Here is a 17,428-nt window from a genome sequence, read left to right as displayed (position 1 = left end):
AGACAAATCCACCTTCCGGATTGCTTACTTCACTTGTAGTGTCGCGAGCGTTGTCGCATCCAATTGCGTGACGAGTTTTTTCAACAACTCTTTCGCCGCATCGTAGTCATCCGTATGCATGATTGAAGCATGCGTATGGATATAGCGAGCCGGTAAGCCAACGACCGTCGTCGGAATCCCATTGTTCGAACGATGAATGACACCGCCATCCGTCCCGCCCGCTCCAACATAATACTGATACGGAATCTGATTCGATTCTGCCGTATCAAGTACATAATCCGTCATTTCCTTCGATAGAATCATGACGCTATCCTTGATGCGTAACAAAGGACCTTGACCAAGTTGACCAAACTCCGTTTTATCGCCTGAAGCATCGTTCGCTGGTGAAGCGTCGACAACAAATGCGACATCCGGATCAATCATGTTCGTCGCCGTCTGTGCTCCGCGTAATCCTACTTCTTCTTGGACAGTTGCACCAGAGAATAAGACATTCGGATGATCGGCTGCCTTCGTCTCTTCAAGCAACTCAATCGCCATACCGACCCCGTACCGATTGTCCCAGGCTTTCGCCATGATTTTTTTCGGATTCGCCATCGGTGTGAACGGGAAGAATGGAACAGCCGGAATTCCTGGTCGAACGCCAAACGATTCCGCTTCTTCTTTTGAATCCGCCCCGATATCGATAAACATGTCTTTGATCGCCATTGGTTTATTCCGCACTTCCTCTGTTAAGAGATGTGGCGGTGTCGATGCGATGATTCCCGGAATGATTCCATGATCGCCGCAAATCGAAAAGCGTTGTGCAAGTAGAACTTGACTCCACCAACCACCGAGCGGCTGAATCCGAAGCATCCCGTTCTTCGTGATTTGTGTGACCATGAAGGCAACTTCGTCCATGTGACCTGCGACCATCACTTTCGGACCATCGGCCTGACCCGTCCGTTTACCGAAAATCGATCCGATACCATCTGTAACGATTTCATCCGTCACCGGTGTAATCCGCTCTCGGACGAACTGTCTGACTTCATGCTCAAACCCTGGAGCCCCGTTCAATTCCGTCAATGTTTTAAATAGATCTTTTGTCTTTTCATTCACTATGTATCGCCTCCTATTTTTCTATTATACAAAAAAATGCTTCAATCACTTAAGCTTTTGTTTCTATCTTGACGAATTATTTGGTACAGTAGGTATAGAAACCTGTAAGGAGGGGAAATTTTAATGAAAAAACGCTATTGGATTATCGGTTTGGCAGCAGCTGTCGTTGCAACTTTCGCAGTTAAGAAGGCTGTCGACAACAAACAACTATCTGCCGAGGAAGCTCTCGAAATCACGAAACGCACATTTTCAGCAAAAGGACGTGTCCAAGGTGCATGGATCTCTGCAACACCAGAGGCGTACGCATATGAGTCACGTGACTACCAAAGCTACAAAGGTGGCATCTCGGTCCTTGAAGGTGACGATGAAAAAACGTATCAATTCACAGTTGATGCAGAAACAGGCGCTTTACTCGAATACGCATAATATCGGGACCATACTTCGTCAGTCGAAGTATGGTCTTTTTTTTAGGAGCGAACTTTCATGAACCTACTCGGAACGATTCTTGTTTTACTTGTTGCCCTTGAACATTTCTATATTTTAGCTCTTGAAATGTTTTTCTTATCTTCAAAACCAGCGCTTCGTACGTTTGGACTGACGAAGGAAATCGCAGCAGATCCACGCATCAAAACATTGTTTGCCAATCAAGGATTATACAATGGTTTTCTTGCTGCCGGATTGATTCTCGGTCTTGTCCTTGATTCATCTGTCATTCAACTGTTTTTCTTAAGTTGTGTCATCATCGCCGCCCTGTACGGTGCAGCGACAGCAAATGTCTCGATTCTCTACAAACAAGGACTGCCTGCCATTTTGGCATTTCTCGTCGTATTATTTTTTTAGTTCAAAAAAAAACCCACCTCTTCGGAATCTTACTTCCTCTTAGGCGGGTGTTTCGTTTTGTCCGACAACGATTAACGTGGGTTATCGTTACGTTCGTAGATCGGGTTCATGTATTCACTTGTCGAATAAAGACGTGGTACGACGACATAAAGTACAATTGCTGGTACGGCAATCAACAAGATCATCAATAACATCGGTAACCAGTAGACTACTTTCTGCTGTAAGTTGTTCGAGTTTTTGTCGATGTATTCTTTGACGCCATCTACTTTCGCAGCATCTGCGTTCGTCAACATCTCTTTACTCTCCGTGTTATAGAAGTGGATTTCACGTTTGATTGTGATAAAGATGCCATCACGGACTGTCTCGATGACAGCGATTCCGCCGATGATTTCTTCACCTTTTTCACCAGTGAATGTTTTCGGGTCCTCGATTTCTACAGAACCTTTTTTATAATCGTAATGCGAACTCTTTAATTCCTCGTCGAGAGCCTTTTCCATTGCTGACGTATCAATCGCAGCGAATACCGATTGACCGATACTCAGCGCGAGAAAGAGTGCTGTTACGAAGGCTAAGCTTTTTTGCCACATCCCCAAATTCCCCCTTTACCTGTAAGTACAAGTTCTTCAGTCAACAACATTGTACCAATTAATAAGAAAAAAGTGTGAAAGAAATACCAGGAAAATAAGAAAACTTTTTGTCTAAATCATTTTCCGTACGTTGCTTCCATCCGATAAATCGGTTGACCAAGTGCTGAAAAACGTTCTTCGTACTCCGTTCTGACGTTATCTTCCGGCTCATTGACGTGTAGATCAAGCGACATCCAGTCGAATGTCATACCGTAAGCTGACATCGTCATCAGGCTCGATTCAAATAGTTTACGGTTATCCGTCTTAAAGTGAATCTGACCTTGCTCCGGCAAAATGTCTTCGTACGTCGCGAGGAACGTCTTATATGTGAGACGTCGTTTCGCATGACGCGACTTCGGCCACGGATCAGAGAAGTTCAAGTAGACACGAGTGACTTCTCCCTTTTCAAAGAAGTCACGTAAGTCTTTTGCATCGACCGTCAAGACACGGACGTTAGGTAGTGGCTCTTCGACCAATTTTTGAACGATTGCAACCGCAACACTTTCAAATAATTCAATCGCGATGAAGTTGATGTCCGGGTATTGCTTTGCCATACCCGTGATGAATGCTCCTTTTCCGGAACCTACCTCAATGTATAGTGGATGTTCATTTTTAAATTCTTCTGACCAGTTTCCTTTTAAGGTCGCCGGGTCCGCGATATAGATCGATGCCTGTTCTTTCATATAATCCAGCGCCCAAGGCTTATGGCGTAAACGCATATTGTTCATCCTTTCAATTCTTAAATTATCCGCAGATAAGTTTATCATGATTCGGGTAATTATATAAGATGTTATTCGTTTAGCAGAGTCGAATGTTCAGCAGATCGTCACTTGAGAATTACTGAGCAATCTACTACACTTACTATACGGACTATCCCTAAAGGAGGTTTTGACATTGGAAAATTTCTTAATTATGTGGGCATCACCGATCGTTCTCGTCATGGGCGTGACTGCTCTTTTCGTTTGGGCGACATTCGGTAAAGTTGACGCTAAATAATCGCGATTCAGTAGGCATCTTGTGTTCTGTCACAAGATGCCTTTTTTACTTTCTAAAGGATTATGGTTGGTTTCTGACTAAAACAGATGTATAATTTCGATGAAACAGTTTTTATATTACAGCTATCAATCGACAAAATACGTTGATAACGAAGGAGAATTGTAATGAGCAAAAACGAAAACAGCGAAAATGAAAATTTAGTACAGAAAAAAACAGGAGCTGATTTGGTCGTTGATACGTTAATCGAGCAAGGGGTCGAATACATCTTCGGAATTCCCGGAGCAAAAATCGATTCTGTTTTCAACGTCTTACAAGATCGTGGTCCTGAATTAATCGTCGCACGTCACGAACAAAATGCCGCTTTCATGGCCCAAGCAATCGGACGTTTGACGGATAAACCAGGGGTCGTCCTCGTTACGTCTGGTCCGGGCGCATCAAATCTCGCAACAGGTCTCGTGACAGCTAACTCGGAAGGCGATCCGATCGTCGCGATTGCCGGTGCCGTCTCACGTGCCGATCGACTCAAACGGACGCACCAATCGATGGACAACCAAGCACTCTTTACGCCAATCACGAACTTCAGCGCAGAAGTTCAAGATGCGGATAATATCCCAGAAGTCCTCTCGAATGCTTTCCGGACTGCCGAAACGACGTCCGGTGCTGCTTTCGTCAGTATTCCGCAAGATGTCGGTTTGAACGAATCAAACGTCACGTCCTTTAAAGCCGTACCGACACCAAAACTCGGGATTGCTCCAGAAGAATGGGTCGAAGAGACGGCCACACTGATCGAACAAGCGAAACTCCCTGTTCTCCTGCTCGGTATGCGTTCCAGTCAACCGGACGTCGTCAAAGCGATTCGCACTTTATTGAACCGTGTTTCGATTCCCGTCGTCCAAACGTTCCAAGCTGCGGGGACTTTGTCACGTGACTTAGAATCTAATTTTTATGGTCGTGTCGGTCTATTCCGCAACCAACCAGGTGACGCGTTGCTCGCTGAAGCGGATCTCGTCTTATCCATTGGTTATGACCCGATCGGCTACGATCCGAAGTTTTGGAACAAACCAACGAATGAACGGACATTAATTCATATCGACCAGATGCGGGCTGAAATTGATCACTTCTATCGTCCTGATCGCGAGCTTGTCGGTGACGTCGCGAAAACGATTGATGCGTTATCCGATCGTCTGAAGCCACTCGCCTTGTCAACAAGCACGGATACATTCTTGAACGGTCTTCAACAACGGCTCGTCGAGCGGGACGTCCCGCCGGTCGTCGAAGACTCGCTATTGACGCATCCACTTTATTTCATGAAGACATTACGCGAACAGATTGCAGATGACGTTACCGTAACGGTTGATGTCGGTTCACATTATATCTGGATGGCGCGTCACTTCCGTTCATACGAACCGCGTCACCTCTTGTTCAGTAACGGGATGCAGACGCTTGGTGTTGCATTACCTTGGGCCATCGCAGCGACACTCGTCCGTCCTGGTAAAAAAGCCGTCTCGATTTCAGGTGACGGCGGGTTCCTTTTCTCTGCAATGGAACTTGAGACAGCCGTCCGCTTGAATGCTCCGATCGTCCATTTCGTTTGGCGTGACAGCGGCTTTGATATGGTCGCGTTCCAACAAGAAATGAAATATAAACGGAAATCAGGCACATCATTTGGCGATGTCGATCTTGTGAAGTATGCGGAAAGTTTTGGTGCAAAAGGCTTACGCGTCAATCATCCGTCTGAACTCGTCGCTGTCATGGAAGAAGCTTGGAAAACAGAAGGACCTGTCATCATTGATGTTCCGATCGATTACAGCGATAATGCTGCGCTCGGAAAAGAAGTACACTTGGATCAATTAAACTGATAAGGAGATGAGCAGATGACGAACGATGATACGTTACTTCAAATCTCGACGATGATGGCGTTACTCGACGGCGTCTTCGAAAGCGAGGTCAGTTATGCGTCCGTTCTTGACGGGCGCGACTTCGGCATCGGAACCTTCGACCATCTCGACGGAGAAATGATTGGTTTTGATAATACCTTTTATCAATTGCGTTCTGACGGGAGCGCCCGCCCGCTCGACCCCGAAACGACGACACCGTTTTGTACGTTGACTCGATTTACTCCGACACAGTCGATTCAAATCGATCAAGAAATGACGAAACAAGACTTCGAGCATTGGCTAAGCACGCAACTCGCGACAATCAACAGCTTTTATGCCGTGCGAATCGATGGAGAGTTCACGGAAGTCAAGACACGGACGGTCGCACGCCAAGAACAACCATTCGTCCCGATCACGGAAGCCGTTGCGACACAAAGTGCACGGACGTTCGAACAGACGGAAGGGACACTTGCCGGCTACTATACACCACGCTTCGGTCACGGGATTGCCGTCGCCGGATATCATCTACACTTCATCGATCAAGCCCGCGAAGGTGGCGGGCACGTCTTCGATTACACGGTCAAGAACGTCACCGTCTCATTCGAAGAAAAACCACGCCTTGATTTACGTCTACCGACGACAGCTGCTTACCGAGAAGCAGATCTTGAAAGTCATGACATCGAACAAGAAATAAAAATAGCAGAAGGTTAATGTTCAGGCTGTAGACAAAGTTCTATCAGGAGATAAAGTGTCACGTTTCGTTGCTTTCCTCGGGCGAGGCGAGACAGGGCAACGCGAATTGTTTGCATCTCGATATAGCATGTTCACTCTTTATAAGAGTTTGTCTACAATCTGTGGTTAATTTTTTCGCTTCAACTAAAACCGCCAAAGCGCTTATTGCACTTTGGCGGTTTTTTAGTTATTTTCATTTTCTGTGACTCCTGCGGGAAACGAATGTTTTAACGGTATCACAGAAAAAGATGGTCGATCACCCGCAAGTGATGCCCACCTTTTTTCACTGGTCCAACCGCCCCTGCCGATTACATTTCATTTTCGAGCAACTGCGCGAGAAAAATATAACTTTCTGGCGCATCTGGATGTTGTGCATCTTCATACCAGTAAATCGACAAAATCGCTTGCGCCACCACGTACCAATGCATGCGCTGTTTTAATTCAAGGGTCAACGGATGACCGTAACTCGCAAACCATTCCGGCCAGTATTCCTCGTCAACATAACTATAGAGCATCATCCCTAAATCATAGGCACGATCGGCGATGATCGCATCATCCCAATCATTTAAATAGAGATGACCATCCGCCCCCGTCAACCAATTGTTGTGATTTAAATCTGAATGACAAACGACTTGCTCATCCGTTCGGACAAGCGCTAAATGCGTCTCTAAATAACCAATCGCCTGTTCAATCAAGTTTGCTTCACGTAGTTCTGCCGGTTGAAAATAGAGACGGCATTGACGCAATAGCTCGTCTGGTTCAATCGGTCGTTGATCAAGTTGTTGTAACATGAACAACAACTCTTTTGAATCATGTATTTTCCCTAGTAATCGGGCCACCTCTGGACGCTCCATCATTTCCGGTTCGAGTTCGTTTCCTTCAATGAATTGTTGCGCGCTGATGACATCCCCACTGTAAATTCGTTTAGTCCAAAGCAACTTCGGAACGATTCCATCCGCCGATAAAATGGCTAAGAACGGAGAAGAGTTCCGCTTCAAAAATAATTTTGACTGTCCAGTCGAAGCGACGTACGCTTCACCTGTAATGCCGCCTGCTGGCGTAAGCGTCCAGCCTTCGCCAAGCGCATCTAAAATATCTAATTCCATCATAATCCGCTCAACTTTTTAATAGATTTGCCATAAGGCACAATGAATATCTTAACATGTCGCAATCGTCGTTGACAACGGAAGCACTTTAATCTTGGCGACGCCTTTTTCGATTGGGGTGACGGATGCTTCATCACCTTGAACATGAAGATTCCACATCGGGTGATCGAGCGCAATCTCGATTGTTTCATCCGTCACATTATGCACGACGAGTGTTCGCTGCCAGGCATCATAAGAGTGAATCGCATCCACTTCGTAAGCGATGACACCCGGTCGCATCGATAAAAAATGAAACGATTCTTGAATCTGATTCGCCCGGTGCAAGCGGAAACCACCGTGCATCCGTCTAATCTGTAAGATATTTTTAATATAGTCGACCATCTCAAAATGACGATCCCGCAATGTCCAATCCAATCGATTAATGGCATCGGGTGCATTATAACTGTTTTCGACACCTTGTTTCGTCCGACCAAATTCTTGCCCGGCATGAAGAAATGGAATTCCCTCTGCTAAAATCACAATCGTTTGTGCAAGACGACTCATTCGTAGAAGTTGGTTTTCATCGAGATCCGGTCTAGCAAGGCTCAATTTATCAAACAGCGTATGATTGTCATGTGCTTCGACGTAGTTAATCGAGTAGGTCGGCTCTGGGAAACGACCGTACGTTTGATTCTCAAGCGTCACACTTCCGGCTATTCCGTTTCGAACCTCTCCTTCTTTCCAAAGATCGCCCGACACAAATCCACGGTCATGTTCATTAAACGTTGATCCCTTCAGTGCATCCCGAAAGACATCATTAAAATGACCAATCCCAGGCATCCGTGCAGCAGAGGAGCTAATCGCTTTTCGCCGTGCGGCTAACGGTGTCGCAAGATCCCATCCTTCCCCGTAGATGAGGATTGTCGGATCAATCGCATCAAGAGCCGTCCGAAGGCTGTTCATCGTCTCCACGTCGTGAATTCCCATCAAATCAAATCGGAAGGCATCAATTTGGAGTACCTCCGCGAAATAGGTCACGCAGTCAACAATCAATCGTTTCATCATAAAACGTTCTGATGCTGTATCATTTCCGACGCCCGTTCCATTCGCCAGCGTCCCGTCGAGTTCATAACGGAAGTAGTAACCAGGGACAAGATGTTCGAGTGCTGCCTGCTCACGAATATAGACATGATTCATGACGACATCAAACGTGACCCGGATACCGGCAGCATGCAGCTGATCAATCATCTCGACGTACTCGAAAATCCGCGTTCGCGGATTTGTCGCATCACTCGCATAGCTACCCGCCAGTGCGAACCAGTTTACGGGGTCGTATCCCCAATTGTATGGTGAGCGTGTAATTTCATCCGTCGAACCGAACAAATGTACCGGTAGAAGTTGAACGTGTGTTACGCCCAAGTCAAGCAAATAATCGAGTCCCGTCTTCTTCCCAGCCGGAGAACGCGTCCCCCGCTCGGACACACCCAGGTATTGTCCCGGGTGCGTCGATCCTGATGTCGCATCAATCGTGAAGTCCCGGATATGCGCTTCATAAATTACTGCATCCGTCGGTTTCACAAGAATCGGACGTTTTTTCCGCTTCGGAAATCGCTGCCTGATTTCTTGATCGACATCTGACAGGACGCCGAACCGTCCGTTCGCCGTCACTGCTTTTGCATATGGATCGACGACTTCGGTCGTCCCTAAGTACGTCGTCACGCGATAACGGTATCGGGCGTGTTCATATTCGCGAGCTAACGTAATTTGGTAAACACCACGATCGCCCCGTTTCATCTCGCTCGTTTTCAGAACTGTTTCTGTTGTATCGTAGATGACACACTCGATACGTTCCGCAATCGGTGACCAGACAAAAAGCGATAACATCCCATCATCCATCATGACGCCAAGCGGTCCTTCGTAACTATATTTACGATCGAACAACGATGTTTGAACAACACGCCCCGGAAAGATTCGAATCCGTCCCTGTGTCGCACTCACTAATTCATACACACTCCCTAACTCAATCGCTCCCTCTACTTCCAAAATGAGACGTGCGACTCCTCCGTCTTGTTGTTGCGAAATGACAGCATAATCGATGATTGCCTGATTTGAAACTAACTGCACGTCTTCTTTAGTGAATGACTGTTTCGATTCGACCAAAATCGATTGAAACGTCAAAAATTCCGCTGAAATTAATTGTGGGTGCATCAGCGCTAATTCGCTACTTTTCATTTTCGTCATATGTGCGCGACAACATCAAAATTTTTGCCGCTCCCTCCTCACGTCTGAATCCGTTCATTCTCTTGATCATTGACCGCCATTTGAAATGTGATCGATGACGTTTCTTTTAGTATCTTTTCACAAACTCGCATTTGAAAAGCTTTTGTATAGGGGGCGGATGTATTCATTTTGTGTAACCAGTGTGCAAAATCGACTTTACTTACATAAGTAGTTTTCGACTCTTTCGGCAGTTGATCAAAATAACCTTTCGACGCAATGACGACTCGTTCGATTGGTAGTTCAAGTTCACTTCCTAAAACAAGCCGTAAAATATCTTCTGTCCGTTTCAAACTGATCAACGGATTCAGAATGTTTTTCGTCGGTGCCTTAAACGGCTGCTCACGCCATAATTTCTCTCGTTTAATATGATAGATGCTCTCTTCTCCATCCAACCAATCGAGTAAATAAATCGCGGATGGGCCGACGGCAAAGGAACTTAACTCGACTTCTCCTTGTTGATAATGAATGACAGCACGATAAAACAAACCGTATTGATCATTTAACAGATGGACCATCTGATAAAAGTCGAGGTGTCGCCGAAGCGGCAATTTCCATATCTCATCTTCAGTTGCCCCGCCCGCTACATAGAGCAACTTTTGAATCTCGACTCGTTTTTTATACCATTTATCAAACGCTGGCTTTGAGATCTGTTTCCCTGGTAACTGGACGACGACAGGAGATTTGAAAAATTGCCACCATTTCTTAGGACGGACGATCGTCTCGCCCGGAAACAAGTCTCCAGCTTCCCACTTATGGAATAGATTCTCGTAGTCTAACTGCCGTTGCTCTTTGTAGCGTTTTGAGACTTCGAGCGGGTTCTTCTCATACTTACTCTCTAAATCATATAACTTCATCAATAACGCCATGAGATCACCTCACTGTTCTTTCCCGCATCTAGCTAAGGTATTGATTCGATATCTCGGACGATCAGCTGGATGGATTTCATATAAAATAAGTTCCGTGACATTAATTTTCGCTTGTAGCGTCATGTCTGGCAATGGTTCTTCACAGTCTGCATTCCAGCGTTTCGCAAGTGTGATATGAGGAACGAACGGTTTATGTCGTTCCGGAGCCAGTTGATTCGCGAGTCGTAATAAAGAAGTCGTCTCTTCCACCCCCGCAGCGAAAACACGTGGACGGTCCTCATTACCGAACGTAACGAGATGATTGATTATCAAAGTGAACGGCTGAACAGTAGCTGCAATTTCTTTAAGACGACATTGCCATTCATTCAATTCGCGCTCCGTCAATCCACCTAAGAAATGTAATGTCAGATGAAAGTCTTCCTGGCCGTAGACCTGTTGATAGTAATGACCAAGATTAACCGCTTCAGATAACTGCTTCAACTCGAGGAGCGGTACAGGAATCGCGATAAAATAATGTCGGTCCAATTTAATCACTCCTTGATCCTTCCACTTATCAGATAGAGCACTGCCCCAAGCAAGCTACTACTTGTATATACCCAAAAGACACTATAAATTGTCCATTGTTCGAGGACAACGCCACTCATCAAATTGAAAATCGCGGTCGCAAGTCCCGTCGTAGTAGCCATATATGTACTGACAGCCGTAGCTACCATTGATGATGGGACAAGCGAACGCACATAGTCCAGCGCAACGGGAATCAGTAATCCAACAATCATCCCTTGTAGTGCCGCAAGGATCCATAACGAGAAGACCGGTGGTTCTAAAGCAAGCAATCCCGTCCGAACAGCAGATAAAATTGAGACAAACGCGAGGACAGGAATCGCGCCAAATCGCATTAAGACACGTGTCGCAATTCGCATGAACGGAATTTCGCAGAGGACAGCTACAAAAAATAAGGTCCCGACGAGTGCCGTCGATTCGCCTCGAATCGTAACATAACTTCCGAAATAATAGTTGTTCGCAAAAATCGGACCAAAGACGAGACTTCCACCTGCTAAAAATAACAGGAAGCGCTTATTTGAAAATAGTCGTGAAACGGGCATCCGTTCACTGACCGTCAACTGGACTGGAGCTGCTTCGATACCAATCAATACTAAGAACGCTAAAATCAGCGCTGCTCCACTTGCATAAAAAATCGCTCCGAGCGTCCCCCCTTCTGTCACCTGCCCAAGTACGAAGACAGCAAGCGCAAAACCAGCTGAACCGAATAAACGAAGTGCGCCATAATCGACTGATTTCCGCTTCGAAAATTCAATGGCGAGTGTATCGACTAACGGAATATGTGCACATTGGAATAAGGCCCATAAACATGCAATCAATAAGAGCAGGATGTAGACCGATGTCAGTAAATAACTGACAGTAAATCCTGCTGCTGCGAGGAGCGCAACGAGCAACAGACGTTTCGGTCGACCAAAACGATCAGCCGCGAGTCCCCATAGTGGTTGCAACAAAATCGATAAAATCGGACCGATCGCAACAATCGTCCCGATTTCTGAACCAGATAACTGAAACGCATCATTCGAAAAATAAAGCGTTAAGTACGGAATGAGTGCACCTTGCCCGAAGAAGATAAAAAAGTAGAGTGCCTGAAAGTGATATTTTTGACGATTGATCACGCGGTGTACTTCCTTTCAAGAATCAATCCCCCGTCATCGGTGTGCCGGGGGATTCATGTCCATATTATTTGGCTAGTTCATAAATCGCTTCTGCATAAATCGCGACCGCTAACAATAACTCTTCAAAATCAACGTATTCATCGACTTGGTGCGCGACTTCCGGACCACCCGGGAAAACTGGACCGAATGCAACACCTGCTGTTAACGAACGCGCGTACGTGCCTCCACCAATTGCAATCAAGTCCGCTTTTTGATTCGTGTGACGTTCATAGACAGCACTGAGCGTCTGAATCAATTCATGTTCTGGATCAACATGGTGCGGTGGCATGTGCGTCCGCGTCTGAAGGTCGAAACCATAGGCCGAAGCCGCTTCCTTGATCAACTGTAGACGCTCCGTGAAATCAGCGCTGTGCGGATAACGAATATTGAGTGACGCCGTTCCTTGTCCCTCTTCATAGCGGAAGACACCACCATTGATCGTTAAATCCCCCGTTTCATCTGATGCCGCGACACCCAATGCGACACCGCGTGAATCACGGAACATATGCATGACGAGTTCGATGTAACGCCGTCCATTGTAGTCGAGGTGAAGCGTACTTAAGAAACGAGCAAGGTGTAATGCCGCGTTTTTACCATTATCCGGCTCCATCGCATGCGCTGCTACTCCGAAGACGTCAAAGACAAGACCTTCTGCCGTTTGCTTCACTGTCCCTGTCAATCCTTGCTCTTCCAGGTAGGCATGGAATGAAGATTCAATCGATCCGTGTTCAGCTACATGGACCGTCGCTGTCGCATGACCCGGTACCATGTTCGGACGTTCTCCGCCTACGAACGTTACGAGATGATAACCTGTGTCTGCAGTTTGTGCTGGTTTCCCTTGGATCAAAAGGCCATCATATAATCCTTTTTCAGCATTGATGATTGGAAAATCAGCGTCTGGTGCAAATCCAATCGTCGGCATCTCTTCATGCTTGAAGTAGTGATTGACACAACGCCATTCGCTCTCTTCATCTCCACCAGCAATTAAACGAATCCGTTTCGATAACGGTAACCCTAACTCTTTGACGATTTTTAACGCATAGTATGCCGCAATCGTCGGTCCTTTATCATCAATCGCACCACGTGCATATAGTTTTCCGTCCGCTAGCGTCGGATTGAACGGTCCATACGTCCAGCTGTCCCCTCCAGCAGGAACAACGTCGAGATGGCAAAGAATCCCGAGCAGTTCTTCACCTTCACCATATTCAAGGTGCCCTGCATAACCGTCGACATTTTTTGTTTTGAACCCATCGCGCTCCCCAGTCGCTAACATCCAATCAAGTGCACGTTTGACTTCTAGACCAAACGGCGCCCCTTCTTGAATTGTTGTTTCATCGAGTATACTCGGTATGCGTAACAACTCTTTTAAGTCTGTCAAAAGTGCTTCGCGTCGCGTTAAAACTTCTTCTTTCCAATTTACCATATGACACCTCTCCCTTATCCGTTAATACGTTCACCTTTTCAGTATAGCGAATGTTCGGCGATTACGAACATCCAAAATCTTAATTCTTCCATTTCTCTTATTAAGACGAACATTAAAAAATAATAAAACGATTACATTCGTTAATCAATGTTCAATTTGTATGTTTTTTTCAATAACGTTCGGTTAAATTACTTGCATTCTATACTGAAAGAGTTATACTAAAGACGAAACAACTTGATATATCACCGTCTATTGTCACCCGAAGTTTTAGAACACTATTCTATCCATTGGGGGAGTGGTTATACCAATGAAAGATTCTACAGACCGTATGTTGACCCGAATTAAGTCGATCTATCTCTTTATCAACGAGAACGGAGCTACTACGACAGCAGAGTTGGTTGAAGAGTTTGGCATCACATCAAGGACCGTTCAACGGGATTTGAATGTGCTCGAATACAACAATCTCATTGTGAGCCCAAGACGTGGTACTTGGACATCAAGTAAAAAGCAACGCCAAGCCGGTTAATCAAGCAGTTTCAACACTATTTTTCTTTTACGACGCGAATCCTTCGCGTCTTTTTTTGTTTTTATTTTTAACAGACGGGTATACCTAGTCTAGAGAAGGAGATGATTTGAATGAATATCATTATTATTGGAGCAAACGGAACAACAGGTCGAAAAATGGTTGAATTGATTGCAAAACAAGGACAACATCAAGCGATTGCTGTGGTCCGAGAAGAAAATCAAATAAACGATTTAATCGCTCTTGGTGCATCTGAAGTACGAATCGGTGATTTAACAGAAGACATGTCGAATGTCGTTAAAGATGCTGACGTTACGATTTTCGCAGCAGGTGCCGGTGGAGCATCGGACGAATTGACTCGCGCTGTCGATAAAGATGGAGCCATCAAAGTCATCGATGCATCAAAAGCAAACGGAATTGAACGCTTCATCATGCTCAGCTCTGTCGGTACGGATAATCCGCGTGGCGAACTAAAAGTTTATCTCGAATCAAAAGCCGCTGCCGACGAACACTTAAGAGCGAGTGGACTTGATTACACAATCGTCCGCCCTGGTCCATTGAGTGATGAGGACGCAAGTGGTACAGTCGAAATCAAAGAACACTTTGAATCGTACGAAGATCGTAAAGTCCCACGTGCCGATGTCGCCACACTGCTCGTGACATTAGTCGACCACAAAACACAATCACGTCAATTCGAAGTATTAAGCGGTCCTTTCCCAATCGCGGAAGCACTCCGGAACGTTTAATCTGCTCTTCAATTGATGGAATCCAAATAAAAAAACGCTTCTGCCAAGTGCAGGAGCGTTTTTTTGACACGACACTTATTCCGGTGTCCAGTCGAACAGCGCTAACTCGCCACGCGTCAGTTCACGGTACTCACCTGGTTCGAGTGTCGAATCAAGTGGCAATTCACCAATCGATAGACGTTTTAAATACGTCACTTCTTTTCCTAACGCCAGCATCATCCGTTTGACTTGATGGAACTTGCCTTCTGTAATCGTCAGTTCCAGAGTCGATGTCTCATCCGTTGCCTCTAAGATTACGAGTTTCCCCGGTTTCGTTTTATATCCATCCTCCAACGTGACACCTTCTTGTACTTCAATCACGTCTTCTTCCGTCAACGTACCGATGACTTCTGCATAGTACGTTTTCGCAACATGTTTTTTCGGTGACATCAACGCATGATTAAATGAACCGTCGTTCGTCAACAGTAATAAACCTTCCGTGTCTTTATCCAGTCGCCCGACCGGGAATGGTTTGAAGTACGTCACGTCCTCGAACAATAACTCAATCACTGTTTGGTCCCGCTTGTCTTCCGTCGCACTGATTACACCAGGCGGTTTGTTCATCATCAAGTAGATATATTTTTGATAAACGACAGGTTCACCATACATGAGAATATCTTGTGTCTCGACATCGACATGCTGTTTCGGGTCGAGTACAATCTCACCATCTACTTGAATCGCACCGGATTTTAAGAGTTGTTTGACTTCTTTACGGGAGCCTGCCCCCATATTGGATAACAATTTATCTAGCCGCATTGCCACGTCCTCGTTTCATTGAAAATTTTCTTCCTAATACTGCTTCTGCCAGTCCCGTCCAAATGGCTAATCCGGCAAAAATCACGATGCCAAGTCCCGCACCGACGATTAAAATCGCGAGCGACGCAAGTGTCGTTTCTGGCAAGAATGCAACCATTCCCCATTTCACGAGTGCAACACCGATGCCCATGATGGCACTGATGATCATGATTAACGATGTCCGGCGCAAGACACTACTGAACGGAAAATCGACCGTTTGGGTGATGCGGAAGAACATTAACCCTGTCGCGACGAGGTACCCGAGAATCGTTGCATACCCGGCACCCGTTCCGTCACCTGTCAAATGAATCAACGGTGCGTTTAGTAAATACTTCGTCACTAGTCCGGCAAGTGTCGCAGTGATTGTAAAGTATTGGCGATTGATTCCTTGTAAGACGGCTGCCGTTACAGAGTAAAGCGCTAGGAACAGCGCACTTGGAGCATAACTTAAAAGATACACCCATGCCTCCTGGTCTTTCGGGAAGAGGACATGGAATGTCTCTTGACTCAATAAAATCATCCCGACGACGGCTGGAATCGTGACGAAAAATGCCAATTGATAAATTTGTGAAATTTGTTTTTTAACTTTTTTCATGTTGCCTTGCGTGAATGATGCTGTCAACAACGGCGTTGCCGACAACGACAATCCGGTTGCGACCGAAACAGGAATCAGGACGATTTTATGACTGTCGGCAATTAAATACGCTGTCGCGTTACCCGCTGCCTCAAGTGTATACCCGATACTTTGCAAGGCTGCGTTCATCGTATTTTGATCGATGACTTGATAAAGTGGCGTCGATAACCCGACCATGACGATCGGAATCGCATATGTCAAAAGTTCTTTGTAAAGATCTGTTAACGGCCGTTCCGGTGATTGAACCGTTTGACTGTCACGTAATTCTTGTAATCCGGGAGCACGCTTCCGGAAATAGTAAACGAGGATTGCCACACTTCCGATTGCTCCAATGAATGCACTGAAGGTCGCAATCGTTGCGGCCCATGCTGCATCCGCATCGAAGATATAAATCGCAATGCTAACACCTGCCAGTAAAAACACAATTCGAACGATTTGTTCAAGAATTTGCGAAATTGCTGTGGGTCCCATCGATTGGTAACCTTGAAAATATCCGCGCGTCATGCTCATCGGTGGGATGAGTAATAACGCGAAGCTGACCCCGCGAATCGTCATCGTCACGGCATCGATGTAAGAATCCGAATTGACGTCACCGCCAGGAATTGCCCGATGTGCAAGATAGGGGGCAAGTAAGAATAAGGCGATGAACGAAACGATACCGGTCAAAGACATGATCTTTAATCCAGAACGATACAGACGTTCACTCGTATCGTATTCGCCAAGTGCATTATATTTAGCGACGAATTTAGAGACGGCGACTGGAATACCCGCTGTCGCCAGCCCGATCATGATTGCATAGTAGTTATACGCATACGTATAAAACATGATGCCGGTCGCACCGACCATAAACTGAAAAGGAAACAGGTAAATCAGACCAAGGGCTCGTGAAATCAGTGATGCTCCAGACAAGAGCATCGTTCCACGAACGAATCCCGAGTTACTGGATGAAGTCGATTGCTTTTTGTTAACAGTGGCCATGGTAACTTCCCTCACGCTTTCTTTTTTTATTAAAATTAGACGAGAATACTCCCACTTTTAAACGTTCAGCGCGTAGTCCTAGTGTGAGTGGGAGATGAATCGTCTTCGGGCAAGACGTGTCTTCCGACACGTCAATTGTCCGACACTCTTAGTTTGAAAACAACCAAGATCAGGAATC

18 protein-coding genes are annotated in these 17,428 nt (G+C 45.8%); 7 read left to right on the top strand and 11 right to left on the bottom strand.

Translation table 11 applies throughout. The annotated features are described in order from the left end of the window. Positions 1-24: 24 nt before the first annotated feature. Positions 25-1,095: a M42 family metallopeptidase gene (locus KNP99_RS06030; RefSeq protein WP_088837642.1), complete on the bottom strand. Its 1,071-nt coding sequence runs from the start codon at positions 1,093-1,095 to the stop codon at positions 25-27. A gap of 123 nt (positions 1,096-1,218) precedes the next feature. Here KNP99_RS06030 and KNP99_RS06025 point away from each other — a divergent pair, with 123 nt between their 5' ends. After that, on the top strand, positions 1,219-1,521 hold the full coding sequence (locus tag KNP99_RS06025; protein WP_029331190.1) for a PepSY domain-containing protein: 303 nt from the start codon (positions 1,219-1,221) through the stop codon (positions 1,519-1,521). A gap of 57 nt (positions 1,522-1,578) precedes the next feature. Beyond that, the gene (locus tag KNP99_RS06020) at positions 1,579-1,935 is read left to right on the top strand and encodes a DUF1304 domain-containing protein (RefSeq protein WP_214768764.1); all 357 of its coding nucleotides are present in this window, start codon (positions 1,579-1,581) and stop codon (positions 1,933-1,935) included. A gap of 71 nt (positions 1,936-2,006) precedes the next feature. On the opposite strand, the gene KNP99_RS06015 is transcribed toward KNP99_RS06020, so the two are convergent. Beyond that, entirely contained in the window at positions 2,007-2,522 is a 516-nt protein-coding gene (locus KNP99_RS06015; RefSeq protein WP_029331192.1) for a hypothetical protein, read from the bottom strand. Positions 2,523-2,638: 116 nt separating this feature from the next. Then, positions 2,639-3,280, bottom strand: coding sequence for a tRNA (guanosine(46)-N7)-methyltransferase TrmB (gene trmB, locus KNP99_RS06010; RefSeq protein WP_215193109.1), 642 nt, complete (start codon positions 3,278-3,280; stop codon positions 2,639-2,641). A gap of 175 nt (positions 3,281-3,455) precedes the next feature. Between trmB and cydS the strand changes: the two genes are divergently transcribed. From cydS to budA, 3 genes are all read left to right on the top strand, one after another. Next, positions 3,456-3,557, top strand: coding sequence for a cytochrome bd oxidase small subunit CydS family protein (cydS, locus tag KNP99_RS15560; protein ID WP_371816015.1), 102 nt, complete (start codon positions 3,456-3,458; stop codon positions 3,555-3,557). 164 nt (positions 3,558-3,721) lie between these two features. Beyond that, entirely contained in the window at positions 3,722-5,416 is a 1,695-nt protein-coding gene (gene alsS / locus KNP99_RS06005; RefSeq protein ID WP_215193108.1) for an acetolactate synthase AlsS, read from the top strand. Between the two features lie 15 nt (positions 5,417-5,431). Beyond that, positions 5,432-6,145, top strand: a complete 714-nt coding sequence (gene budA, locus KNP99_RS06000; protein WP_029331195.1) for an acetolactate decarboxylase — start codon at positions 5,432-5,434, stop codon at positions 6,143-6,145. A 329-nt stretch (positions 6,146-6,474) separates the two neighbouring features. On the opposite strand, the gene KNP99_RS05995 is transcribed toward budA, so the two are convergent. The 6 genes from KNP99_RS05995 to pepV form a co-directional block, all read right to left on the bottom strand. After that, positions 6,475-7,272, bottom strand: a complete 798-nt coding sequence (locus KNP99_RS05995; RefSeq protein ID WP_215193143.1) for a phosphotransferase family protein — start codon at positions 7,270-7,272, stop codon at positions 6,475-6,477. 51 nt (positions 7,273-7,323) lie between these two features. Further along, positions 7,324-9,492 carry a type I pullulanase gene (gene pulA / locus KNP99_RS05990; RefSeq protein ID WP_251133058.1) on the bottom strand — a complete coding sequence of 723 codons (2,169 nt, stop codon included), beginning with the start codon at positions 9,490-9,492 and terminating at the stop codon, positions 7,324-7,326. 38 nt (positions 9,493-9,530) lie between these two features. Further along, entirely contained in the window at positions 9,531-10,397 is an 867-nt protein-coding gene (locus KNP99_RS05985; RefSeq protein ID WP_088837646.1) for a hypothetical protein, read from the bottom strand. Positions 10,398-10,406: 9 nt separating this feature from the next. Then, a complete protein-coding gene (gene thpR / locus KNP99_RS05980; RefSeq protein ID WP_157898490.1) occupies positions 10,407-10,922 on the bottom strand; it encodes an RNA 2',3'-cyclic phosphodiesterase in 516 nt (171 codons plus the stop codon). A gap of 5 nt (positions 10,923-10,927) precedes the next feature. After that, on the bottom strand, positions 10,928-12,073 hold the full coding sequence (locus KNP99_RS05975; protein WP_088837648.1) for an MFS transporter: 1,146 nt from the start codon (positions 12,071-12,073) through the stop codon (positions 10,928-10,930). A 64-nt stretch (positions 12,074-12,137) separates the two neighbouring features. Next, complete coding sequence (pepV, locus tag KNP99_RS05970; RefSeq protein ID WP_088837649.1) at positions 12,138-13,535, bottom strand: dipeptidase PepV; 1,398 nt, start codon at positions 13,533-13,535, stop codon at positions 12,138-12,140. 307 nt (positions 13,536-13,842) lie between these two features. Here pepV and KNP99_RS05965 point away from each other — a divergent pair, with 307 nt between their 5' ends. Continuing rightward, positions 13,843-14,061: a DeoR family transcriptional regulator gene (locus KNP99_RS05965; RefSeq protein ID WP_029331202.1), complete on the top strand. Its 219-nt coding sequence runs from the start codon at positions 13,843-13,845 to the stop codon at positions 14,059-14,061. Between the two features lie 110 nt (positions 14,062-14,171). Beyond that, the gene (locus tag KNP99_RS05960; protein WP_088837650.1) at positions 14,172-14,804 is read left to right on the top strand and encodes an SDR family oxidoreductase; all 633 of its coding nucleotides are present in this window, start codon (positions 14,172-14,174) and stop codon (positions 14,802-14,804) included. A 75-nt stretch (positions 14,805-14,879) separates the two neighbouring features. Here the strand turns inward: KNP99_RS05960 and KNP99_RS05955 are convergent, their stop codons facing one another. Together KNP99_RS05955 and KNP99_RS05950 are read right to left on the bottom strand one after the other, a co-directional pair. Beyond that, the gene (locus tag KNP99_RS05955; protein WP_029331204.1) at positions 14,880-15,599 is read right to left on the bottom strand and encodes a pseudouridine synthase; all 720 of its coding nucleotides are present in this window, start codon (positions 15,597-15,599) and stop codon (positions 14,880-14,882) included. Beyond that, complete coding sequence (locus KNP99_RS05950) at positions 15,586-17,250, bottom strand: putative polysaccharide biosynthesis protein (protein WP_215193107.1); 1,665 nt, start codon at positions 17,248-17,250, stop codon at positions 15,586-15,588. Before KNP99_RS05950 ends, KNP99_RS05955 begins: the two co-directional genes overlap by 14 nt. Positions 17,251-17,428: the final 178 nt, after the last annotated feature.

It is taken from the genome of Exiguobacterium sp. s95 (assembly GCF_018618655.1).
Taxonomy (GTDB): Bacteria; Bacillota; Bacilli; order Exiguobacteriales; family Exiguobacteriaceae; genus Exiguobacterium_A; species Exiguobacterium_A oxidotolerans.
Note: the sequence above shows the minus strand (reverse complement) of the source record. Positions and strands in the feature narration are given on the sequence as shown.